At 70.8% G+C, this 21,751-nt stretch carries 16 protein-coding genes; 9 read left to right on the plus strand and 7 right to left on the minus strand.

Annotation, left to right across the window (positions count from 1 at the left end; all coding sequences use genetic code 11):
* Nucleotides 1–248: 248 nt before the first annotated feature.
* Nucleotides 249–1,655 carry a WD40 repeat domain-containing protein gene (locus ACFOYY_RS36615; RefSeq protein ID WP_386195848.1) on the plus strand — a complete coding sequence of 469 codons (1,407 nt, stop codon included), beginning with the start codon at nucleotides 249–251 and terminating at the stop codon, nucleotides 1,653–1,655.
* On the opposite strand, the gene ACFOYY_RS36620 is transcribed toward ACFOYY_RS36615, so the two are convergent.
* Nucleotides 1,650–2,435 carry a hypothetical protein gene (locus ACFOYY_RS36620; RefSeq protein WP_352014305.1) on the minus strand — a complete coding sequence of 262 codons (786 nt, stop codon included), beginning with the start codon at nucleotides 2,433–2,435 and terminating at the stop codon, nucleotides 1,650–1,652. The genes ACFOYY_RS36615 and ACFOYY_RS36620 overlap by 6 nt on opposite strands.
* 240 nt (nucleotides 2,436–2,675) lie before the next feature.
* On the opposite strand from ACFOYY_RS36620, the gene ACFOYY_RS36625 reads away from it, so the two are divergent.
* Complete coding sequence (locus ACFOYY_RS36625; protein ID WP_352014306.1) at nucleotides 2,676–3,425, plus strand: DUF429 domain-containing protein; 750 nt, start codon at nucleotides 2,676–2,678, stop codon at nucleotides 3,423–3,425.
* A 49-nt stretch (nucleotides 3,426–3,474) separates the two neighbouring features.
* A complete protein-coding gene (locus ACFOYY_RS36630; RefSeq protein ID WP_352014307.1) occupies nucleotides 3,475–3,732 on the plus strand; it encodes a DUF2530 domain-containing protein in 258 nt (85 codons plus the stop codon).
* 67 nt (nucleotides 3,733–3,799) lie between these two features.
* Here ACFOYY_RS36630 and ACFOYY_RS36635 read toward each other — a convergent pair whose 3' ends face one another.
* Together ACFOYY_RS36635 and ACFOYY_RS36640 are read right to left on the minus strand one after the other, a co-directional pair.
* On the minus strand, nucleotides 3,800–6,871 hold the full coding sequence (locus ACFOYY_RS36635; protein WP_386195850.1) for a sacsin N-terminal ATP-binding-like domain-containing protein: 3,072 nt from the start codon (nucleotides 6,869–6,871) through the stop codon (nucleotides 3,800–3,802).
* An 88-nt stretch (nucleotides 6,872–6,959) separates the two neighbouring features.
* Nucleotides 6,960–7,775, minus strand: coding sequence for a DUF3027 domain-containing protein (locus ACFOYY_RS36640; protein ID WP_352014309.1), 816 nt, complete (start codon nucleotides 7,773–7,775; stop codon nucleotides 6,960–6,962).
* Between the two features lie 268 nt (nucleotides 7,776–8,043).
* Here ACFOYY_RS36640 and ACFOYY_RS36645 point away from each other — a divergent pair, with 268 nt between their 5' ends.
* Entirely contained in the window at nucleotides 8,044–9,672 is a 1,629-nt protein-coding gene (locus tag ACFOYY_RS36645) for an MFS transporter (protein WP_386195852.1), read from the plus strand.
* Nucleotides 9,673–9,766: 94 nt separating this feature from the next.
* Here the strand turns inward: ACFOYY_RS36645 and ACFOYY_RS36650 are convergent, their stop codons facing one another.
* Together ACFOYY_RS36650 and ACFOYY_RS36655 are read right to left on the minus strand one after the other, a co-directional pair.
* Nucleotides 9,767–10,165, minus strand: a complete 399-nt coding sequence (locus ACFOYY_RS36650; RefSeq protein ID WP_362917559.1) for a cold-shock protein — start codon at nucleotides 10,163–10,165, stop codon at nucleotides 9,767–9,769.
* Nucleotides 10,166–10,255: 90 nt separating this feature from the next.
* A complete protein-coding gene (locus ACFOYY_RS36655) occupies nucleotides 10,256–10,885 on the minus strand; it encodes an HAD family hydrolase (RefSeq protein WP_352014312.1) in 630 nt (209 codons plus the stop codon).
* Between the two features lie 246 nt (nucleotides 10,886–11,131).
* Here ACFOYY_RS36655 and ACFOYY_RS36660 point away from each other — a divergent pair, with 246 nt between their 5' ends.
* The 5 genes from ACFOYY_RS36660 (at nucleotide 11,132) to ACFOYY_RS36680 (ending at nucleotide 19,016) form a co-directional block, all read left to right on the plus strand.
* Nucleotides 11,132–11,761, plus strand: coding sequence for a TetR/AcrR family transcriptional regulator (locus ACFOYY_RS36660; RefSeq protein WP_386195854.1), 630 nt, complete (start codon nucleotides 11,132–11,134; stop codon nucleotides 11,759–11,761).
* Between the two features lie 32 nt (nucleotides 11,762–11,793).
* A complete protein-coding gene (locus ACFOYY_RS36665; protein WP_362779214.1) occupies nucleotides 11,794–14,175 on the plus strand; it encodes a helicase C-terminal domain-containing protein in 2,382 nt (793 codons plus the stop codon).
* A 70-nt stretch (nucleotides 14,176–14,245) separates the two neighbouring features.
* Nucleotides 14,246–14,851: a DUF4190 domain-containing protein gene (locus ACFOYY_RS36670; RefSeq protein ID WP_362779211.1), complete on the plus strand. Its 606-nt coding sequence runs from the start codon at nucleotides 14,246–14,248 to the stop codon at nucleotides 14,849–14,851.
* A gap of 120 nt (nucleotides 14,852–14,971) precedes the next feature.
* Complete coding sequence (locus ACFOYY_RS36675; protein ID WP_352014316.1) at nucleotides 14,972–16,618, plus strand: DNA repair helicase XPB; 1,647 nt, start codon at nucleotides 14,972–14,974, stop codon at nucleotides 16,616–16,618.
* Between the two features lie 415 nt (nucleotides 16,619–17,033).
* Complete coding sequence (locus ACFOYY_RS36680; RefSeq protein WP_386195882.1) at nucleotides 17,034–19,016, plus strand: HelD family protein; 1,983 nt, start codon at nucleotides 17,034–17,036, stop codon at nucleotides 19,014–19,016.
* Nucleotides 19,017–19,255: 239 nt separating this feature from the next.
* On the opposite strand, the gene groL is transcribed toward ACFOYY_RS36680, so the two are convergent.
* Complete coding sequence (gene groL / locus ACFOYY_RS36685) at nucleotides 19,256–20,881, minus strand: chaperonin GroEL (RefSeq protein ID WP_352014317.1); 1,626 nt, start codon at nucleotides 20,879–20,881, stop codon at nucleotides 19,256–19,258.
* Between the two features lie 323 nt (nucleotides 20,882–21,204).
* Complete coding sequence (locus ACFOYY_RS36690; RefSeq protein WP_113704857.1) at nucleotides 21,205–21,405, minus strand: cold-shock protein; 201 nt, start codon at nucleotides 21,403–21,405, stop codon at nucleotides 21,205–21,207.
* Between the last annotated feature and the right edge of the window lie 346 nt (nucleotides 21,406–21,751).

Raw genomic sequence — 21,751 nt, forward strand, 5'->3', positions numbered from 1 at the left:
CGAAGGGCCCTCCAGCGCCTCACGCGCAGTGACAGATCGGAAATCCCGAAGGGTGTGTTCGGTCACGTGCGCGACACGGGAATGCGAACAGCCGCAGAAAACCCTCCTGCCACAGGAAAGGTGGAATTCACCAGACCCCAGAGTCTAAGGTCCACATCAGAGCATGATCCTTTTCATGAAGGCTTTCACGAAAGCCGCACGCCGAATGATGTGGAGTCGAGATGAGCGGTCCGGTTGGGGCTCAACAGGTGAATGCTCGTTGGAGGACTTTCGCAATCGCGTTCGCCTGGCTCCTCGTCGTCCTCCTGGTCGTTGGCGGGCTCGTATGGCAACGCACGTACGAAAGGGTCTCAAGCCAGGAGCGCGTCACGCTGGCGCACGGGCTCGCGCTGCACGCCGCGGAGTTACGCGACACCGACTTCGACGCGGCCAGGAAGCTCGGCACGGCCGCGGTCGGGATCCACTCCGACGAGCAGACCCGGGCGGGGCTGGTCGACACGCTGGTCGACACATACGGCAGAGCTCTCTCGCCTCTCATTCAGGAGCCATCTCACGAGGTGACGGTGAGCGGCGACGGGCGGGTCGCCCTGAGCAACGACGGAGGCGAGGCGAACGTCTGGGACCTCAAGTCCTGGACCGACCCGAAGGCCATCAGAAAGCCTGACCAGGTTCCCCCATTGAAGGGGCGCGAAGGAGCATCCGTGAACACGACCGCGCTGTCCTTCGACGGGAGGACCGCGCTCACCGGTGACGACGGCAACACCACGACCGTGTGGGATCTCACCGACCTGGCCAAACCGGTCCGGCTGGCGACGATGGAGGCCGACCGGACCGCCCAGTCCACCAACGGGGTGAAAAAGGCGGCGTTGTCGCGCGACGGCCGTACGGCGGTGATCGTCGATCACGACGGCGTCATGACCGTGTGGGACCTGGCCGACCGGTCCCATCCGAAACGCCTGTCAGCAACAGGATCGGACACCGTCCCCATCCGCGACTTCGCGCTCAGCGCGGACGGCCGGACCGTCGTCGCCGTGGACGATCACAACAAGGTGGCGGTCTGGGACGCCTCCGCCGCCGAGCACCCGGTCAAGGCGGCGGATCTGGACCTGTCCATGAAGTTCTCGCAGAACGGGACGAGGACGGCGATGAGCGCGGACGGGCACGTCGTCCTCGTACAAAGGGCGGGGCAGATCGAGATCTGGAATCTCAACGACCGAGCGCGCCCGGTGCGCCACACCACGCTCGACCTGTCCTTCGACAAGCTGTACGGCACATACGACATGTCCCTGACTTCCGACGGGAAGCGCGTCCTGGTCGCCGGGCCGAGCGGTTCCGGCACCCTCTGGGACCTCTCCGACCCGGCCAAACCGGCCCGGCTGGCCACGCTGAACGGGCACATGCCGGAGGTCGAATCGGTGGCCCTCGGCACCGACGGCCACCTCGCCCTGATGGCCGGTTCCAGCGGGGTCTACTTCTGGAACCTCACCGGCCTCGATGAGATCGTCGCCGACCCGAAGCAGGCGTCCTGCGACCGTTACAGCGCGGAGATCAGCAAGGCCGAGTGGGCTCGTTACGCGGGCGGCGCGGACTGGTCGGAGTACAAGTCGGAAGACTCGGACAGCGTCAGCGTCTGCCTCATCGATTGGTGGTCATGACAGACCGGCGACGGCGGCGCCGAGTTGGAGGACCGTGACGTCCACCTGGCCGTGGCCGTCCTTCCAGCCCGCGACCACCGAGCAGCCGCCCTCCTCAAGGAGAGGACCGAGGGGGGCGTCGGCGCCCAGGTAGGTCAGGCCCTCGGCCTCGGCCACGTCGCAACAGCCCAGGCTGAGGTGGGCGCGCAACCGGGGGTCGGCCACGGCGTCGAGGGCCGGGGTCCACGTCTCGTCGGCGTTGCCCTCGAAGGGGATCAGACTGCCGGGGCCGTCGCCGATGCCGGTCGCGACCCGCATCGCGTCCAGGAGCGAGCCGTCCGAGGCGATCCTGGCGTAGCAGACGTGCCAGTTCTCCGCCAGGATCGGGTCGGCGAGGTCGAGGTCGTGACGCCACAGCACCGGTGCCAGGTCGGCGCCCCGTACGACGTCGGGGGCGAGGCAGGCCCGTGCCAGGTCCGCGGCGAAGGCGTCGGTCAGGCCGTGACTGGAGAACTGGAAGAGCGAACGGCCCGCGTCGAAACGCAGGGGTGGCTCCCCCATGTCGTACAGGTAGAGGTCTCCGACCTCGATCGGCTCGCCTCCGGTCAGGATCGCCGGGTTCAGCCAGATCGGGTCCCTGTCGATGCGTGTCTCGTGGAAGAAGTGCCCGTGGTAGTAGGCGGCGTACTCGGCACCGCGGTCGTACCCGGCGAGCGGACGGCCGAGAAGGGCCCCGAAGGCGGCGGACAGCGACGCCTTCCAGGCCACGGCGCCACCGGTGACAGAGGTGTAGCGGGTCATGCCTTGAACTCCTGGGGGGAAACTACGCCGGCCGATGGTCAGGTGGACGGCAGAGCGCCAAGCTTGCAGGCCTTTCGACTCTTGTATGGCAGATTCGCATGGTCTCATGGAGCGGACAGCCGTACGACATGAGAATTCACCGCATGTTCCCGCACGTGCCCCACGGTGGCCGGATACGGCTGCGCCCCACGGGGTAGCCGTGCGCCGAACCTCACGCCGGTGGCGCCTTATCGTGAGGAAGTGATCACAGTTGGGGTGGACCTCGCCGCTGAAGCCGTCCGTACGGCGGTCGCGTGGCTCGACTGGTCCGATGGCGGAGCCCGGGTCCGTGAGGTCGTGGTCGGCGCGGACGACGATCTGATCGTCGAGGCTCTCATGGGCGCGGACAAGGCCGGGGTGGACTGCCCGTTCGGCTGGCCGGACAGGTTCGTCGACTTCGTCACGGCCCACAGGAACGGACACGTCGAGGTGCCCGCCGAGGTGGCGGGCCGTACCTGGCGCGGGGACCTCACCTACCGGGTCACCGACCGGGTGGTCGTCGAGTCGACCGGCCAGAGGCCGTTGAGCGTCTCGGCCGACCGTATCGGGCACACCGCCATGCGCTGCGCGGCCCTGCTCGCCGAACTGGCCCGGAGGGGACGGCCGGTCGACCGCGCCGGGAACGGTGTGGTCGTCGAGGTCTACCCGGCGGCGTCGCTCAGGTGCTGGGGACTGACGTCCAACGGCTACAAGCGGGCGGCGAACCTCGGCACGCTCGGACTGCTGGTCGACCAGCTCCAGGAGACGGCCTCCTGGCTGGATCTGGGGACGCACGAACAGTTGTGCCGACGTTCCGACGACGCCACGGACGCCGTCGTCGCCGCGATCACCGCCCGCGCCGCGGCTCTGGGCCGCGTGACGGCCCCCACTCAGGAGCAGGCTCCCACAGCGCGTTCCGAGGGGTGGATCGCGCTTCCCACCGGCGCCCTGCGGGACCTCGGTCGAGGATGACCCCGTACGGCTTTGCCTGGGGGAAGGGCTCGTCGCCTACGCTGGAGCCGTGAACCAGCCTCGCCCGCAGGACCTGCGACCGCTGCGGACCAACGACACGGCCACGATCCTCGTGGGGACCGTCCTGTGGGCGGTCGCCCTGGTCGTGCTCCTGGTCGTACGGCCCGCCCCCGAGCAACAGTGGTGGATGTGGACCTGCGTGTCCGGCATCTGCGGCGGCTTCTTCGGCCTGTGGTTCGTACGGCGCCGCGACCGGCGGGCCTCCAAGGCGTCCCGGGAGGAGGACGAACCCGCCCCCCTCCCCTGAAACCCTGAACGCCCCTGAACACTCCTGGACGACCCTGAGCGGCCCGGACGACCGGCCTGAAAAGGGGTCAGGTCGAGGCGGTCCAGCTATCGAGGTCGGCCTCGGCCAGCAGCAGCGGGACGGCGGCCGGGTCGCGGAGCAGGGCCGCCACGGCGAGCCGGTCACCCCACTGGCCGGACGCCCACGCCAGCCCGCGTGCCAGGCCCTCGACCCCCGAGGCGTGCACGGTGCCCTCGTGGAAGCGCCAGGTGGCGGCGACCCCGTCCACGAGCAGCTTCTCGTGCTCCACGTAGGTCGTCGGCGCCGTGGGCAGCAGCGACCGCACGGCGGCGGGCACCTCGCGGACCGCGCCCTCCGAGGTCACCTCCCCGGCGGCCTCCTCCCCGGCCAGCGGCAGGTCGAGCAGCTCGGACAGCGCCTCGGCCAGGTCGAACGGCGCCAGCACCAACGGCCGGTCGGCCACCAGGGGCAGCAGGTCGGGCGCCTCGACGACCACCGGCTCCCCCGCCGCCGGATCCGATTCGGAGTCCGATTCTGACCCGGACGACAGCAGGTGACCGTCCTCGACATCGGCGACGACGATCTCCCCGTCAAGCACGGCCCGCACCGCCCGAGGCGGGGCGACGCGAACCGGGTCAACCCCCGCCAGAGCCACCCACAGGGCACGAAGCTGGGCCCGGTCCACCTCGACGGAGGGGTCGCCGAGCAGTTCGAGCAGCTCGTCGGGGCCGCCGTGCGAGGCCAGCAGGTCGGTCAGGGTCGTCCGGACGCCGATCATGGACAGCGCCGCCTCGTCCACGACCGCCGGGGCGTCGCCGTACAGGCCGAACAGCAGCGGGTCGGCGTTGGGCAGCCGCAGCTGGGTGGGACGGCGCCCGCCGAGGACCGGGTGGGTGGACAGCCACCACGCCGTGTAGGAAGGCACCTCGACGACCTCGCCGGCGACCAGCAGCCGCAGCGGGTTCAGTACGGCGCGCAGCGGCGGGCGGGAGAGCAGGGCCAGCGCGGAGGGCCAGTCGGCGACGTACTCCAGGTCGCGGACCGCGGAGAACTCCCTGGCGACCGGCGGCACGTCCACCTCGGGCAGCAGGTCGAGCACGGCTTCGAGCCACTCGTCCTCGCGGTCCAGGTCGTGGTCGCAGTCGTCGGGGTCGATCATCACGTCGGTGTCGTTGACCACGGCGAAGCCGTCGAGCACCCCGGCCGCGGCCAGGACCCGCGGGCCGTACCGGTCGACGAGTTCGGGGGCGGCCGTGCCGAAGTGGGTCTCCTGGTCGAGCAGCCCGGCCAGCGAGCCGTCGGCCAGCAGCAGCTCACCGGCGGGGTACAGCTCGCCGTCGGTGCCGCGCAGCGCCAGGTTGGACAGCCAGGGGGCCTCACCGGCGACCAGCCCGGCCGCGTCGACCAGGGCGAGCACCGCCTGGGCGACCGGCTCGGCGTCCGCGCTGTCCAGGGACTCGGCGACGGCCGTACGGGTCAGCGGGTCCTCAAGGACCGTCCTCGGCGTGGCCTCGGCGGCGCCGAGCCGCAGCAGCAGCGGGTGGGCGGCGTCCGGGTGGACGACGCGCAGCCCGAGGGGGGCGAGCACGGCCGGGTCGAGGGAGGAGCCCTCGGTCAGCAGCAGCGTGCCGCGCGGCCCCCTGACCAGGCGGCCGTCGGCCAGCGGCACCGGCAGCGCGCCGAGCGCCTCGGGGTCGTCGGCGGGCAGGACCTCGTACAGCGACCGCCACCAGGACGGCTCCCGGTCGGCGACGACGTCGCCGGACAGCATGTCCACCACGTCGGCCAGCTCGACCCGCCGTACCCCGAGCGAGGTGATCGCCGGGTGCCTGGACGGCCATCCCGCGGGCAGCAGGCCGGGGACCATGGGGGCGACCTTGCGCAGCAGCTCGCCGGGGGCGGAGACCACGGACGCCTGCCGCCCGGTCACGACCCACTCCTCACCCGTGTCCTGCCGGTTCTCCGCGTCGGCGGGCGGAGAGAGGGCGGGCAGCAGCGCGGCGTCGGGCAGCCTGCGCAGGATGGCCCTGCGGATGTGGGCGTCCAGCTCGCCCTTGCCCATCAGGCCGGGGACGAGGTCGAGCAGCTTGGAGGTACGGGCGAGGCCGGACAGCAGTTCGACGTAGGCGTCGGCGGCGCGCTCGACCAGGAAGTCCGTCAGCGGCCCCATGGCCACGTGCCGCCGGTCGGTGGCCATCGGGAACGAGGCGATCAGCAGCGCGGGCAGGTCGAGCGGCTCGTCGCTGGGCGTCGGCGCGTGCACGACGGGCGGCACCCGGGCGGGCAGCGGCCTGGGCTCCTCCTGCCCCGTCGCCGTGCCGACGACAGGAACCGCCCAGCGGACCAGCCAGTACGGCCTGGCCCGCTCCTCGGTCGGCCGGTCGGCGAACAGTTCGGCGGCCTCCTCGGGGGAGAACCGTCCCGAGGTGGAGACCACCTTCCAGCCGTCGGGCAGGATCGTCCGCGTCTCGCCCTCAAGGTCGATCTCGATGGACTCAAGGGCGGGCAGGCCGAGCAGCAGCGCGGCGCTGGTCTCCTGGAGCATGCGGCGCACGGCGTCGACGGCGGCCTTGTCACGCAGCGGCAGCCGTACGAGGGTGTCGAAGCCGCTGGGCACCTCGACCGGCCCCGCGGGGAAGGGCAGGCGCAGCAGCGGCACGTGCCCGCCACGCTCGGCGAACTCCTTGGAGAGGGCGACCTCGGCGGCCACGAGCACGGCGGTCTGGTCACGGGACCAGCGCACGACGCCGGAGCCGAGTGAGCCGATCACCGGTTCGTCGCAGACGGAGACCACGGCCGCGAAACCGACGCCGAACCGCCCGGCGGCGCCGGAGTCGTCGCGCTTGTTGGAGACGCGCAGCGTGGACAGGCTCTCGATCCCGGCGGCGTCGACCGGGGCGCCGGTGTTGGCGGCCGAGAGCACCCCCTCGCGCAGCGAGAGGCGCAGCCGTCCGGGCACCCCGGCGCGCAGCGCCGCGTCGGCGGCGTTCTGGGCGAGCTCGACGATCAGCCGGTCCCGATAACCGCCGAGCGCGAAGTCCTCCTCCGCGTTGGCGTCCTCGCGGAACCTCGCGGGCGAGGCGGTCCAGGCCGCGAGTACGGCGGAGCGCATTCGGTCGGTGCCGAAGATGTCAGTCACAGCGATGAGTCCAAAGGTCGGGGGCCCCACAGGTCACGTCGCATCGGGGCACGCCGGGGTCTTCCGGCGTGCCTGTGATGACGTCGGATCAGGAGTGACCCAGCGGCTCGGCGGCGGTGTCGTCCACGGAGCCGGCGAGGTCCGTCTCCGAGGACTCCTCTGCGATGTCGTAGGCGAGGTCGTCGAGGATCGGCGACGTCGGCTCGACCTGGTGCGGAAGCACGGCGGCCTCGGAGTGCGCGCCGCAGCCGTGGTCGGCGGCGACGACACGGCCGTCGTCGGGGGCGTACTCGTTGGTGCACGCCCCGAAACCGATGCCCAGCGCACCGGCGAGCGGCCAGTAGAAGCCGCAGGTCGAGCACTGGGCGGGCGCGGCGTGCGCGAGCGGGGTGTGCGGCCCCGACTCACCCGAGTGCCAGCGGCGCACGGCGCGGTCCCTGCCCGTCGGGGAGAGCACCCTGGCCCTGCCGAGGCCGTACTCGAAGATCATCTGTCGGTCGACGTCGTCCTCGGTCTGGGTGAAGCCGGGCGCGAGGCGTACGTCGTCCGCGGAGGTCGGCAGCAGGTCGCCGACGCCGAGGTCGCCGGGGAGCAGCCGTTCGCTCCACGGCACCCACTCCGGCGGCAGCAGCGCTCCGGTGCCGGGCAGCAGCACGACCTCACTGACCGTCACCTTGCGCGCCCTGGAGGCCCTGACGACGGTGACGGCCCAGCGCCACCCCCGGTAGGCACGGTCGAGGCAGGTGAAGTAGTGGGTGACGACGCGGTCGCCCTCGGGTTCGACGCCGAGGTGGTCGCCGATCTCCTCCGGTCTGACGTTCTCCTCGATCGCGGAGCGGGCCAGGTCGACGGCGGCGGCGCAGGCCTCGTCGACGACGACGGCACGGGTTCTCGGACGGGTCACGAGTCCTCCTCCGCAGGCCTCGCGACCTGACGGCCGCTGTCCCCACTGCCTAGCTCGCTACGCTGACTCACAGTTCATTCTCACCCATGCCCGGAGCGAACAGCACCTTCACCGGCCCCGGGCGGGGTCGCGCCGGGTCGCCGCCAACGGACCGTAACGCGCTCTCCCCTCGACCGGCAACCTGTCCCGTTGTTCACTGACCATTCAAGGCTTAGATAGGACGGACCGCCACATACATCCCATCCGCCCTATGGGTAAGACTGGATGCGTGGCAGGTGGCTGGGAACAAGCACGCAGGACGGCAGGCGACGTCTCCCGCCGGATCGGACGCTCCGCGGTGGGCGCCGGCCGGGCGACGGCGCGCGCGGGCCGGGGGGCGGGCCGGATGACCGTCCGCGCCGGGCGGGGGGCGGCGAGCGGGACCCGCCGGGTCGGCGCGGCCTCCCGGCGGCTGACCCACGCCCAGGGCGCGGGCCGTACCGGGCTCGGCCAGCTGATCGAGCTGACCGCGCTGGAGAGCGCCGGTGACGCGCTGGTCACCGCCGCCCTGGCCGGGACGCTGTTCAAACTGCCGGTCAACGAGGCCAGGGGGCAGGTCGCCCTCTACCTGCTGATCACGATGATCCCCTTCGTGGTGGTCGCGCCGTTCGTCGGGCCGGTCCTCGACCGGTTCCGTTCGGGCAGGCGCTTCGTGATGGCGGGCACCCTGTTCGGCCGGGGCCTGCTCTGTTTCGCGATGGCCGCCGCGATCGTCCCCGGTGACGTGTTCACGATCTTCCCGGCGGCGCTGGCGGTGCTGGTGTTGTCCAAGGCCTACAGCGTCTCCCGGGCGGCGATCATGCCGAACGTGCTGCCCGCCGACATCGCGCTGGTCACGGCCAACGCGAGGGTCGCCCTGTTCGCCCTGGTCACGGCGGGTGTGGCAGTGCCGGTCGGCGCGGGTGTCAGCGCCTGGCTCGGCGCCGAGTGGACCCTGCGCGCCGCCCTGGTCCTCTTCCTGCTGCTGGGCGTGCTGGCCGTACGGCTGCCGCGGCACGTCGACTCCCCCGACCTCGACGTGCTCGACGGGGACCCCGACGAGGAGGGTCAGGAGCGGCCCGCACGCTGGCGCACGCTGCTGAACGTCGGGCCGGTGGTGACCGAGGCGATGGCGGCCAACGTGGCCGTCCGTCTCTACTCGGGGTTCCTGCTGTTCTATCTGCTCTTCCTGGTGCAGGACAGGAACCTGCCGGGGCTCGCCCCTCCGGTCACGATCGGCCTGCTGGCCGTGGCGGCGGGCGTCGGAGGCCTGACGGGTACGGCCGTCGCCTCGTGGACGCGCGGACGCTCCCCGCAGGTGATCGTGCTGCTCACGCTGGCGCTCTCACTGGTGACCACGGTCGTGGCGGCCGTCTTCTTCACCCTGTGGGCCGCGGTCGCCGTGGCGCTGGTCGCCGCGTTCGCCCAGGGGCTCGGCAAGCTGGCGCTCGACGCGATCGTGCAGCGGGAGATCGGCGAGGAGGTGCGTTCGTCCACCTTCGGAGTGGTCGAGGCGTTCCTCCAGGTCTCCTGGGTGGGCGGCGGCCTGGTCGGACTGCTGCTTTCGCTGTTCACCGAAGGCTCGGCCGGGCTGACCGTGATGGCCGTCGTGCTCGCCGGCTCACTGGGCTGGCTCCTCGTACGGCGCCGCAGGAGGGTGGACGCCCGGGACGCCAGGGTCGAGGCGGCCAGGGCGGCCCGGCCCCGCCCCGAACAGGACCCCGGGAAAGACCCCGAGGAACACACCGAACGGCGACCGGAGGAGCGGCCGGCCTCCCCTGTGGGGAACGGCTCGGGTCACACGACGACCACCGTCGTCCGGCGTGACGCCCCTCCGCCGGACAGGCGTACCAAGCCGCTGACCAACCCGCACGGCTGACCCCCGCCGGATGGACCGCCGCCCGCCCCTCCACACGCGGGAGAGGCGGTTCTCACGCGGGGAGAGGCGGGCGGAACGGGCCTGCGGGAGGCGGTCAGTCCTCCAGGTCGTCGGCCACGGCGCGCAGCACCGCGGCGATCTTCTTCGCGTGCACGGCCTCGGGGTGCTTGCCCTTCTGGTAGGACATCGACACCGAGTCCAGCAGCTTGATCAGGTCTTCCACGATGACCACCATCTCGTCGGGCTTCTTGCGCTTGCCCTTGGGCTTGGCGGTCTTGGCGAGAGTCGGGGGCTGGTCGATCACACGCACCGAGAGCGCCTGTTGTCCACGGCGCCCCTCGGCCACGCCGAACTCGACCTTCTGTCCCGGCTTGAGGGATTCCACGCCACCGGGGAGCGCGGAAGAATGCACGAACACCTCACCGCCGTCGTCGCGGGTGAGGAAGCCGAAACCCTTGTCGGCGTCGTACCACTTGACCTTGCCACTCGGCACAGGGGTGACCTCGTTCAGACTGTCGTGAAAAGGAATGGATGTAGGTTATGCCCAGCGCGGGCTGGGAGCGACCGTGTATTCAGCCCTGAATTACACGAATACGGTTGGGCTGCGCCAACCGCCGTACCACTCGGCGAACTCGGTCAGATCGGCGAGCACCACATCCGCCCCATGGCCTCGTAGTTCCTCCACCGGATGGTGCCCGGTCGCGACCCCGACGCTGAACGCCCCGCCCGCCTTCGCCGCCTCGATGTCGGCCACGTGGTCCCCCACGTACGCGGCGGCGCCGAAGGCCACCAGCGCGGGCCCCTTCGCGGGGCCGAAGACCGATCCGGCGACCTCGTCGACGTCGAGTCCCAGGGCTCTGACCGTCCGCTGGGCGTCCGGGAGGTTCTTGCCCGTCACCACGATGACCCTGCCGCCCGCGCGCCGTACGGCCTCGACGGCCTGGGCGGCTCCGGGCATCGGGGTGGTCACCGGGACGGCGATCGAGGGGTAGAGCGCCCGGTAGAGCGCGACGGCCTCGGGGATGCGTTCGGCGGGCAGCCAGTTGGCCAGCTCCCACTCCAGGGGCGGCCCGAGCCTGGAGACCACGACGGCGCTGTCGATGGGCACCCCGACGCGCGACGCCAGTTCGTCGTAGACCGCGGCGATGCCCGCGCGCGTGTCGGCCAGTGTCATGTCCAGGTCGAACCCGACCGCGTCCATCGCCCCGCCCACGCCCTTTCCTCTCCCGCCCGCGAAAACCCCCGCGAAGCCTCACAGAGCTCCCACAGAGCCCCACGGAGCCACGAAACCCTCGTGAGAGCTCTCACGAAAAGGCCTTCTCCTGCCGAAGACCCTCGCGGAAAGACCCTATGGAGTCCTCCGTGCGGCGCTCCCGGCAGGATGCCAAATCCCCGCCCGGCAGAACCCACACTTCGTATTTTCGCTGGATAGGGTCGCGGTGGAGGTGTCTGCACAGAGATGACCAGATCGACGCGTGAGCGCATCCTCGAAGAGGCCCTGCGCCTGTTCGCTGAGCGAGGCTACGCGGCGACCTCGGTGGCCGAGATCGAGTCAGCCGCGGGGCTGTCCCCCGGCGCGGGCGGGCTCTACCGGCACTTCAGGTCCAAGTACGAGGTGCTGGCCGCCTCGGTGAACGAACGTGTCGTGCGGGTCGAGGCCAGGGTCGCCGCGATGGGCGCCGCCGACCCCGCGGCCCCCGTCACGGAACGGCTGACGGGCCTGTGCGAGGCGGGGCTGGCCGTGATCCGTGAGGAGGACGAGCTGGTCCGCGTCTTCTTCCGCGACCTCGGGCGCTTCCCCGAGCTGGTCGAGGTCGTGCGGGCGAGGCTGCTGCAGCCGATGTTCGACGCGATCGGCTCCTGGCTGTGCGCCCAGCCCGAGTACGCCGGAGCCGACCTCGACCGGTCCTCCGTCGGCGCGGTGCTCGGCGGCTCCCTCGTCCACTGTCTCCTCTTCGAGGAGACAGTCGGCGAACCCCCCGGCCGGACGGAACGCGAGCGTTTCGTCACCTCCTGGGTGTCCCTCGCACTCGGCCTGCTGCCCGTGGCCCAAGGATGTCCACGTGAACCCGAACTTTCCCAAACCTAGCTTTGTCGGTCAGGGCTCCTACCATTGACGGAATGAGCACGGAGTTCACCGAGTGGCTGCGCGACCGGAGCGACGAGCAGCTGCGGGCGCTGGTCACGGTGCGCCCCGAACTCATCACGCCGGTCCCCGCCCACGTCGAGGGCCTGGCGGGGCGGGCGAGCAGTCCCTCCGCCGTCGGGCGCGTGCTCGACCGGCTCGACCGGTTCACGCTCTCGGTCGTCGAGACGCTCGTCGTGCTGCCCTCCCCGGCCGACCAGCGGGCGCTGCGCGAGCAGATGGCCCGCGCGCTGCCCGAGGGGGTCACCGCCACGGCGCTGCGGGCCGCCCTGAAGGAGACGGTCGAGCGGCTGCGGACCCTCGCCCTGGTGTACGGCCCGCAGAACGCCCTGCTGCCCGCCCCCGGGGTGCGGGAGATCCTGGAGACACCCGCCGGGCTCGGCCCGCCCGCGGTCGAGGCGTTCAGGCACCATCCCGCCGAGCGGCTGGCCGAGCTGATCCGGGACGCCGGTGGTGAGAGCGGCGACACCAGGCAGGCCCTGGCCGAGCTGCTCGGTGACCGTGAGGTCGTCGCGCGGCTCGTCGAGGGCGTCTCGCCGCAGGCCAGGTCCGCGCTCAACGAGCTGGCCTGGGGGCCGCCGAGCGGCCGGGTGCCCAACGCCCGCAGGCAGGTGCGCGCCGCGAACGCCCACTCCCCGATCGAGGAGCTTCTCTCCCGCGCGCTGCTGGCCGCCACCGGCGACGAGAGCGTCACCCTGCCCCGCGAGGTGGGCCTGTTCCTGCGCGGCGGCCGGATACACCGTGACCTCTCACCCGTCCCGCCCCCGCTCGACGGCGCAGGCCGTGACCAGGCGCTGGTCGACCGCACCGCGGCGGGGCAGGCCTTCACCTTCGTGCGGGCGGTCGAGGAGCTGTGCGAGCGCTGGAGCGCCGACCCGCCCGGCGTGCTGCGCGGCGGAGGGCTGGCCGTACGCGACCTGAAGCGGACCTCCGGCCTGCTCGACCTGCCCGAGTGGGCGACGGGGCTGGTCATCGAGGTGGCCCACACGGTCGGGCTGATCGCCGCGAGCGGCTCGGTCGACGGTGACTGGCTGCCGACCCCGCTCTACGACGCCTGGCGGATCAAGAGCACCGAGGACCGCTGGGTGGCGCTGGCGTCCGGCTGGCTGTCCACGGACCGGGTTCCCGGGGTGATCGGCGAGCGTGACGAGCGTGACCGGCTGCTCAACGCCCTCCACCCCGACCTGCGGCGTTCCTCGGCCCCCGAGGTGCGCGCGACCACGCTCGGCCTCCTCGCCGCAGCGGGCCCCGGGGTCGCGCCCGGCCTTGAGTCGGTGCTCGGGCGTCTGACGTGGGAGCAGCCGCGCCGTCGCGGCGGCAGGCGCGACCAGCTGGTCGAGTTCACGCTGCGTGAGGCGGAGCAGATCGGGGTGACCGGTCTCGGTGCGCTCGCGGGCCACGGCCGCGCCCTGCTGTCCTGCGGCGGCCGTTCCGGGGCGGTCGCCCTGGCCCTGGCGCCGTTGCTGCCCGAGCCGCTCGACCACGTGCTCCTGCAGGCCGACCTGACCGCCGTGGCGCCCGGTCCCCTCACCGGTGACCTGAGGCGCTGGCTGGCGCTGGCCGCCGACGTCGAGTCGACCGGCGGCGCGACGGTCTACCGGTTCTGCGAGCAGTCCATCAGGCGGGCTCTCGACGCCGGGCAGGGCGCCGACGAGATGCTGTCCATGCTGGAGCGCCACTCGACGACGCCCGTGCCGCAGCCCCTGAGTTACCTGGTCACCGACGTGGCCCGCAGGCACGGCCGCATGCGCGTCGGTACGGCAAGCGCGTACATCAGGTGTGACGACTCCTCCCTGCTCGACGAGGTGATGGCCGACCGGCGGGCCGTCCCGCTGCGGCTGCGCAGGCTCGCCCCCACCGTGATCGCCTCCAAGACCTCGCGGGGGACGCTGGTCGACTCGCTGCGCGCGATGGGATACGCCCCGGCCGCCGAGTCGCTCGACGGTGACGTGATCATCGCGCAGCTCGACGTCCGCAGGACCGAGGGGCAGCCCCTCCCGCGTCAGGTCGTCACGTTCACCGGCCCGGAGGCCGAGGTCGTCGCGGCGGCCGTACGGGCGGTCAGGGCGGGTGACGCGGCGCACCTGGCCCGCAGGGCGCCCGTCGACGCCCCGACCGGGCAGGTCCCGCGCTCCCCGGCGACCGCGACGATCAACGCCCTGCGGGAGGCCATCCGGCAGGGGTCCCAGGTCTGGATCGGCTATCTCGACTCCCAGGGCAACGCGACCAGCAGGATTCTCGAACCCGCCCGGATGGAGGGGGGTTACCTCACCGCCTACGACGAGACCCGGGCGGCGGTGCACCGCTTCGCCCTGCACCGCATCACCGGGATCACCGGGATCTCCGACGTCGAGTGAACGCCCGGATTTCCGGGTTTCCCCTACGGTGGGATCGTTGGCGCACGAAAGAAGGAAGTGAGAGGCTCCCGTGAGCAGTGGTCCCCCCGAAGGCCCCAGCGCGAACCCCGACGACTGGAAGAGCCCCTACAGCACCGGCCCCGGGCAGACCCCCGGCTACGACGCCCCCACGTACAACCAGCCTCCCGCCTACGGCCAGCCTCCCGCGTACGGCCTGCAGAACACCCAGCCGAGCCAGGGGTCGGGTCAGCAGCAGCCCTCCTACGACCAGGGCTACGGCCAGCAGCCCGGCTACGACCAGGGCTACGGGCAGGGCTACGGCCAGCCCGGCTACGGCCCCGTCCAGGGTTACGGCGAGTCGCCGTACGGGCAGTACCCCCCGGCCTACGGCCCCGGCCCCTACCCGGGTCCCCCGCAGAACGTCGACGGCGTCAGGACGCACGCGATCATCGCGCTGGTCGTCGGCATCCTCATGGGCCTGACCTGCTACGTCAGCATCGGCGGCATCACCGGAGCCGTCCTGGCCGGCGTCGCGCTCGGCAAGGTCGAGCGCGACCCCCAGGGGGCGAAGGGACTGCTCAAATGGACCTGGATCAGCATCGGCATCAACGTCGGGCTGGTCGTTCTGGGGGTCGGCGCCATCATCCTCGCCGGAGTGAACGGCGCCTTCGACTGAACCCTCCGGGATTGTCCCGGGCCTCGGCGCCGTTGGACATACGAGGTCGGGGAGGCGGTGGGCGAGTTCCCCGGGGGAGTGCGACCATGGGCTCGCCCGCCGTACAACGAGGGAGAAGCCGTGAGTGACGGACCGCTGATCGTCCAGTCGGACAAGACCCTGCTGCTTGAGGTCGACCACGACAGGGCCGACGAGTGCCGCAAGGCGATCGCGCCGTTCGCCGAGCTCGAACGCGCCCCCGAGCACGTGCACACCTACCGGGTGACCCCGCTGGCGCTGTGGAACGCGCGGGCGGCCGGGCACGACGCCGAGCAGGTCGTCGACGCGCTGATCGGCTACAGCCGCTACCCGGTGCCGCACGCCCTGCTGGTGGACATCGCCGAGACCATGGCGAGGTACGGCAGGCTCAGGCTCGACAAGCACCCCGTCCACGGGCTCGTCCTGACCAGCACCGACAGGGCCGTCCTTGAGGAGGTCCTGCGCTCAAGGAAGATCCAGCCGCTGCTCGGTGAGCGCATCGACGCCGACGCCGTCGCGGTCCACCCGAGTGAGCGCGGCAACATCAAGCAGCATCTGCTCAAGCTGGGCTGGCCCGCCGAGGACCTCGCCGGATACGTGGACGGCGAGCACCACCCGATCACGCTTCGGGAGGACGGCTGGCTGCTGCGCGACTACCAGCGGGAGGCCGCGCAGGCGTTCTGGCACGGCGGTTCCGGCGTGGTCGTGCTCCCCTGCGGCGCGGGCAAGACGATCGTGGGCGCGGCGGCGATGGCCCACGCGAAGGCGACGACGCTGATCCTGGTGACCAACACCGTCTCGGCCCACCAGTGGAAGCAGGAGCTGATCAGGCGGACCTCGCTGACCGAGGACGAGATCGGCGAGTACACCGGGACGAAGAAGGAGATCCGCCCGGTCACCATCGCCACCTACCAGGTGATGACGACCCGCAGGCAGGGGGTCTACCGCCATCTGGAGCTGTTCGACGCCCGTGACTGGGGTCTGATCGTCTACGACGAGGTTCACCTGCTGCCCGCCCCGATCTTCCGGATGACCGCGGATCTGCAGGCCAGGCGGCGGGTCGGGCTGACCGCGACGCTCGTGCGCGAGGACGGCAGGGAGGGCGACGTGTTCTCCCTGATCGGCCCCAAGCGCTACGACGCGCCGTGGAAGGAGATGGAGAACCAGGGCTGGATCGCCCCGGCCGACTGCGTCGAGGTGCGGGTCACCCTGAGCGACGAGGAACGGCTCGCCTACGCGATGGCCGAGGCCGAGGAGCGCTACCGGTTCTGCGCGACCACCCCGTCGAAGACCCGGGTGACCGAGGCGCTCGTCCGGCGCCATCCCGACGAGCAGGTGCTGATCATCGGTCAGTACATCGACCAGCTCGACGAGCTCGGCGAGCACCTGGGCGCTCCGGTGATCAAGGGGGAGACCAAGGTCAAGGAGCGGGAGCGGCTGTTCCAGGCGTTCCGCGACCGGGAGATCCAGGTGCTGGTCGTCTCCAAGGTGGCGAACTTCTCCATCGACCTGCCCGAGGCGGCGGTGGCCGTACAGGTGTCGGGAACCTTCGGGTCACGGCAGGAGGAGGCCCAGCGGCTTGGCCGGGTGCTGCGCCCGAAGGCCGACGGTGGCGGGGCACGGTTCTACTCCGTGGTCAGCCGTGACACGGTGGACCAGGACTTCGCCGCGCACCGGCAGCGTTTCCTGGCTGAACAGGGATACGCCTACCAGATCATCGACGCTGACGACGTGCTCGCTGACGACTAGCGTTCCCATGGCGAACACGCCGTCGTTCGTGTCAGGTCCACGAGATTCCGCAGGCTTTCTCCAAAGCGACCACCCCCTCGCTAGGCCTCGACGGCCACTGGCGACATACCCCCATGATCTGCGCGCGTCACTGGATTTTCCCGCCTTTTTAGCGATTTGGACGCACAAACACGGACGGTGGTAACGCGCTCACGCAAGGGATGCGGCCGTTAATCGGTTTGAGCCGTCGAAGCGCGTCGCTAGGCTGGTGGATTCGCTGCCTGATGGCCACCACCGCTTACCGAACAGGAGGCGCTTTCCCGTGTCCGGACATCCATTGTCCCCCGACATATCCCTGGACCCCCTCACAGAGCCCACAGACCTCACAGAATCCTCGGGGTCCTCAGGGTCCGCGGAACCCACGGACCCCGACGAGATCCTCGCCGCCGAGCGCGAGCACCTGGCCCTCTCCCGGACCGCCCTGCGCGCCATGCGCGAGCACGCCCAGTCCCTGTCCTCCGACGCCGCGGGCGACTGGGTGTCCCAGCAGATCCTCCAGGCGCTGCTCGACCAGCGGGTCGCGGCGCTGGCCGACCACGCGGGCACCCCGCTGTTCTTCGGCCGCCTGGACCGCGCGACGGACGACGACCTGCCCGCGACCGTCCACGTCGGCCGCAGGCACGTCCACGACGACCGCAGCCGCCCCCTGGTCATCGACTGGCGGGCGCCGATCTCCCGTGCGTTCTACCAGGCCAGCCCGGCCGAGCCGATGGGCGTCAGACGTCGCCGCAGGTTCGGCTACCACGGCGGGGAGCTGACCGCCTACGAGGACGAACGTCTGGACCAGGGCGACTCCCCCGGCGGCGGCGCCGGACACAGCAGGATCCTCACCGAGGAGATCGAACGGCCCCGCTCGGGGCCGATGCGCGACATCGTCGCGACCATCCAGCCCGACCAGGACGAGATCGTCCGCTCCGAACTGGGCACGACCGTGTGCGTCCAGGGGGCGCCGGGCACCGGCAAGACCGCGGTCGGCCTGCACCGGGCCGCCTACCTGCTCTTCACCCACCGGGAACGGCTGGCCAGGTCCGGTGTGATGATCGTCGGCCCCAACCGGGCCTTCCTGTCCTACATCTCCTCGGTGCTTCCTGCGCTCGGCGAGGTCAAGGTCGACCAGACCACCGTCGCAGACATCCTGGGCGACCACGCGACGCCCGAGGACCCCGCGGTCAGCGCGATCAAGGGCGACGCCCGGATGGTGCCCGTGCTCAACCGCGCGTTGTGGGCGTACATCGTCAAGCCGACCGAGGGCGTGCTGTTCACCAAGGGGGTCAACCGCTACCGGGTTGCCGACTACGAGGTCCGCGAGATCGTCGCCTCCCTGCGCGGCACCACCCGCTACGCCCCGGGCCGCGCGGCCCTGGCCCAGCGGCTGGCCCACGCGGTCCTCGTCCGGATGGAACAGCGCGGCGAGTCCCCCGACGACCGGGTGCAGGACGCCGTCGCCAGGTCCAAGCCGGTCAAGCAGCTGGTGGACACGGTGTGGCCGAAGGTGACCCCGCAGCAGGTCCTCCACCGGCTGTTCAGCGACCCCGCCTTCCTCGCCGACTCGGCCAGGGACGACCTGACCGCCGAGGAACAGGCCGTGCTGCTGTGGGCCAAGCCGTCGAAGACCTTCCGCTCCGCGAAGTGGTCGGCCGCCGACGGGGCGTTGATGGACGAGCTCGGCGACATGATCGAGCGGACCGCCCCGCTGGGTCACCTGGTCGTCGACGAGGCCCAGGACCTGTCGGCCATGCAGTTGCGGGCGCTGGGACGGCGGTGCCGTACGGGGTCGGCAACGGTCCTGGGTGACCTCGCGCAGGGCACGACCCCCTGGTCGGCCCGCTCGTGGAAGGAGGTCCTGGCCCACCTGGGGTTCGAGGAGGGCGTGGTCACCGAACTGACCCTCGGCTTCCGCGTTCCCCGTGAGGTCCTCGACTACGCGGCCAGGCTGCTGCCCTCCGTCGCCCCCGACCTCGCCCCGCCCCGCTCGCTGCGACCCGGCGTCGGCTCCCTCACCGTACGGCCCGCCGCGGACCTGGCCGCGTCCCTGAGGGAGGTGGTGGGCGCGACGCTCTCCCGCGAGGGCTCGATCGGCGTGATCGCCCCCGACGCCGCGGTGGCCGAGGTCTCCGCCATCCTGGAGGCCGTGGAGCACCGGGTGCTGAGCCAGGACGCGACCGAGGAGCACCGGCTCCTGGTGATCCCCGCGAGCCTGGCCAAGGGCCTGGAGTACGACCACGTCATCGTGGTCGAGCCCGCCGACATCGTGGCCGCGGAACCACGCGGCCTCGCCCGTCTCTACGTGGTTCTGACCAGGGCGGTGACCTCGCTGACCGTCCTGCACACCGGCGACCTGCCCGCCCAGCTCCGCTGACCGGTTCCCCCGGCGTGCCGTGAAAGTCCGTCCGGCCGAAAAGGCCACCCCTCCCGAAGGCCCTGGCGGCCGGAAACGTCCGGTCTCCGAACGCGGCGGCCGTGAAACGCACGCCCGGCCCGGGTAAAACACCTGGCCGACCGGAAAGGCCCGCCTTACGGGCCGGTGAGAAATCGGGTGGAAAACAAAAAGGGGCGACCCCGACACCTCGGGGTCGCCTCTTTTGGGAAAGCTCCGGACTAGAAGTCCATGTCGCCGCCGCCGGGAACGGCGGGAGCGGCACCGGCCTTCTCGGGCTTCTCGGCGATGACGGCCTCGGTCGTCAGGAACAGCGCCGCGATCGAGGCGGCGTTCTGCAGCGCCGAACGGGTCACCTTCGCCGGGTCGATGATGCCCGACTCGAACAGGTTGACGTACTCGCCCGTGGCGGCGTTCAGGCCCTCGCCGGGGGTCAGGTTGCGCACCTTCTCCACCACGACGCCGCCCTCAAGACCGGCGTTGACCGCGATCTGCTTCAGCGGCTCCTCAAGAGCCTTGCGCACGATCGCAGCACCGGTGGCCTCGTCCCCGGCCAGTTCGAGCTTGTCGAACGCCTTGGCGCCGGCCTGCAGCAGCGCCACGCCACCGCCGGGCACGATGCCCTCCTCGACGGCCGCCTTGGCGTTACGCACGGCGTCCTCGATGCGGTGCTTGCGCTCCTTGAGCTCGACCTCGGTCGCCGCACCGGCCTTGATGACCGCCACGCCACCGGCCAGCTTGGCCAGGCGCTCCTGCAGCTTCTCGCGGTCGTAGTCGGAGTCGGTGTTGTCGATCTCGGCACGGATCTGGTTGACCCGGCCCGCGATCTGCTCGGCGTCACCGGCACCGTCGACGATCGTCGTCTCGTCCTTGGTGACGATGACCTGACGAGCGCGGCCGAGCTGGTCGAGCGTGGTGGACTCCAGCTTCAGACCGAGGTCCTCGCTGATGACCTGGGCACCGGTCAGGATGCCGATGTCGCCCAGCATGGCCTTGCGGCGGTCGCCGAAGCCCGGAGCCTTGACGGCGACCGAGCGGAACAGGCCGCGGATCTTGTTGACGACCAGGGTCGCCAGCGCCTCGCCCTCGATGTCCTCGGCGATGATCAGCAGCGGCTTGCCGGCCTGCACGACCTTGTCGAGGACCGGGAGCAGGTCCTTGTTCGCGGAGATCTTGGAGTTGACGACGAGGACGTAGGGGTCGTCGAGGACGGCCTCCATGCGCTCCGGGTCGGTCACGAAGTAGGGCGAGATGTAACCCTTGTCGAAGCGCATGCCCTCGGTGAGCTCAAGCTCAAGGCCGAAGGTGTTGCTCTCCTCGACGGTGATGACGCCTTCCTTGCCGACCTTGTCCATCGCCTCGGCGATCATCTCGCCGATCTGCGGGTCACCCGCGGAGATGGAGGCCGTGGAGGCGATCTGCGCCTTCGTCTCCACGTCCTTGGCCAGCTTGGAGAGCTCCTCGGAGACACGCTCGACGGCGGCCTCGATGCCCTTCTTCAGGGACATGGGGTTGGCGCCCGCGGCTACGTTGCGCAGGCCCTCGCGGACCAGCGCCTGAGCAAGCACGGTGGCCGTGGTGGTGCCGTCACCCGCGACATCGTCGGTCTTCTTGGCGACTTCCTTTACGAGCTCGGCCCCGATCTTCTCCCACGGGTCCTCAAGCTCGATCTCCTTGGCGATGGAGACACCGTCGTTGGTGATCGTGGGGGCGCCCCACTTCTTCTCCAGCACGACGTTGCGGCCCTTGGGGCCGAGGGTCACCTTGACAGCGTCCGCGAGCTGGTTCATGCCACGCTCGAGACCGCGCCTGGCGTCCTCGTCAAACGAGATCATCTTGGCTGCCATACGGCTAGACCTCCCAAACACAGGGTGGCTTGCACCAGACCGAGGCGACGCCCGCGACGGCATACGGGCCCGCGACTCCGTTCGGCGGGCCCCATCGTCTCGATCCAGGTTTGGCACTCTCCAATGAGGAGTGCTAACCACTGTTTAGCACTCTCCCCCGACGAGTGCAAGCCAAGGACCTTTGACCTGAGTGTCAGCTTAGGCGAAGGCCCGGCCCGCCGATGGGAGCGACGAGCCGGGCCGACATGCCGAGGGCGATCCGCGCGAACTGCGCTGCCGCGGGATGCGCCAGCGGGTTCCCGACGAGCTGACGGAGGACGAGATCAGACCGTCCGGACCGATTCCGCCTGAGGTCCCTTCTGTCCCTGCGTGATCTCGAACTCGACCCTCTGGCCCTGTTCGAGCGCACGGTAGCCATCCATCATGATCGCGGAGTAATGGACGAAAACATCCTTACCACCGTCTACCGCGATGAAGCCGTAGCCCTTGTCCGCGTTGAACCATTTGACGGTGCCTTGCGCCACTTCCGACTCCTCTTACTGGGCTTGAGGACGTCGCCCATTCCTCTCGCGAGGTCCTCAATCTCCGAGGCGGAGACATCGCCTACGTCGATCGCCCTCGACCATACCTGTGAGAGCCCGTGGGGCAACAGAGTCAACCAGCAAACTACCGCTTTACGGACGCATTCAACACGCCAACATAGTTTTGCTATCACTACTAGTTAGTTAAATATTACATTATGTCTTCGCACAAAAATGTGAGCTTGCATCACAAAAGACGACACCCGCACGCGGCCAGGCCGGTGCGGGTGTCGTGAGGGTGTTCTAGGGGCGCCGTTCCATGACAGTGGACGACATCGGGCCCCGGGAG

Origin of the sequence: Streptosporangium jomthongense, from assembly GCF_042650425.1 — a bacterium.
In the GTDB taxonomy this organism is placed as follows: domain Bacteria; phylum Actinomycetota; class Actinomycetes; order Streptosporangiales; family Streptosporangiaceae; genus Streptosporangium.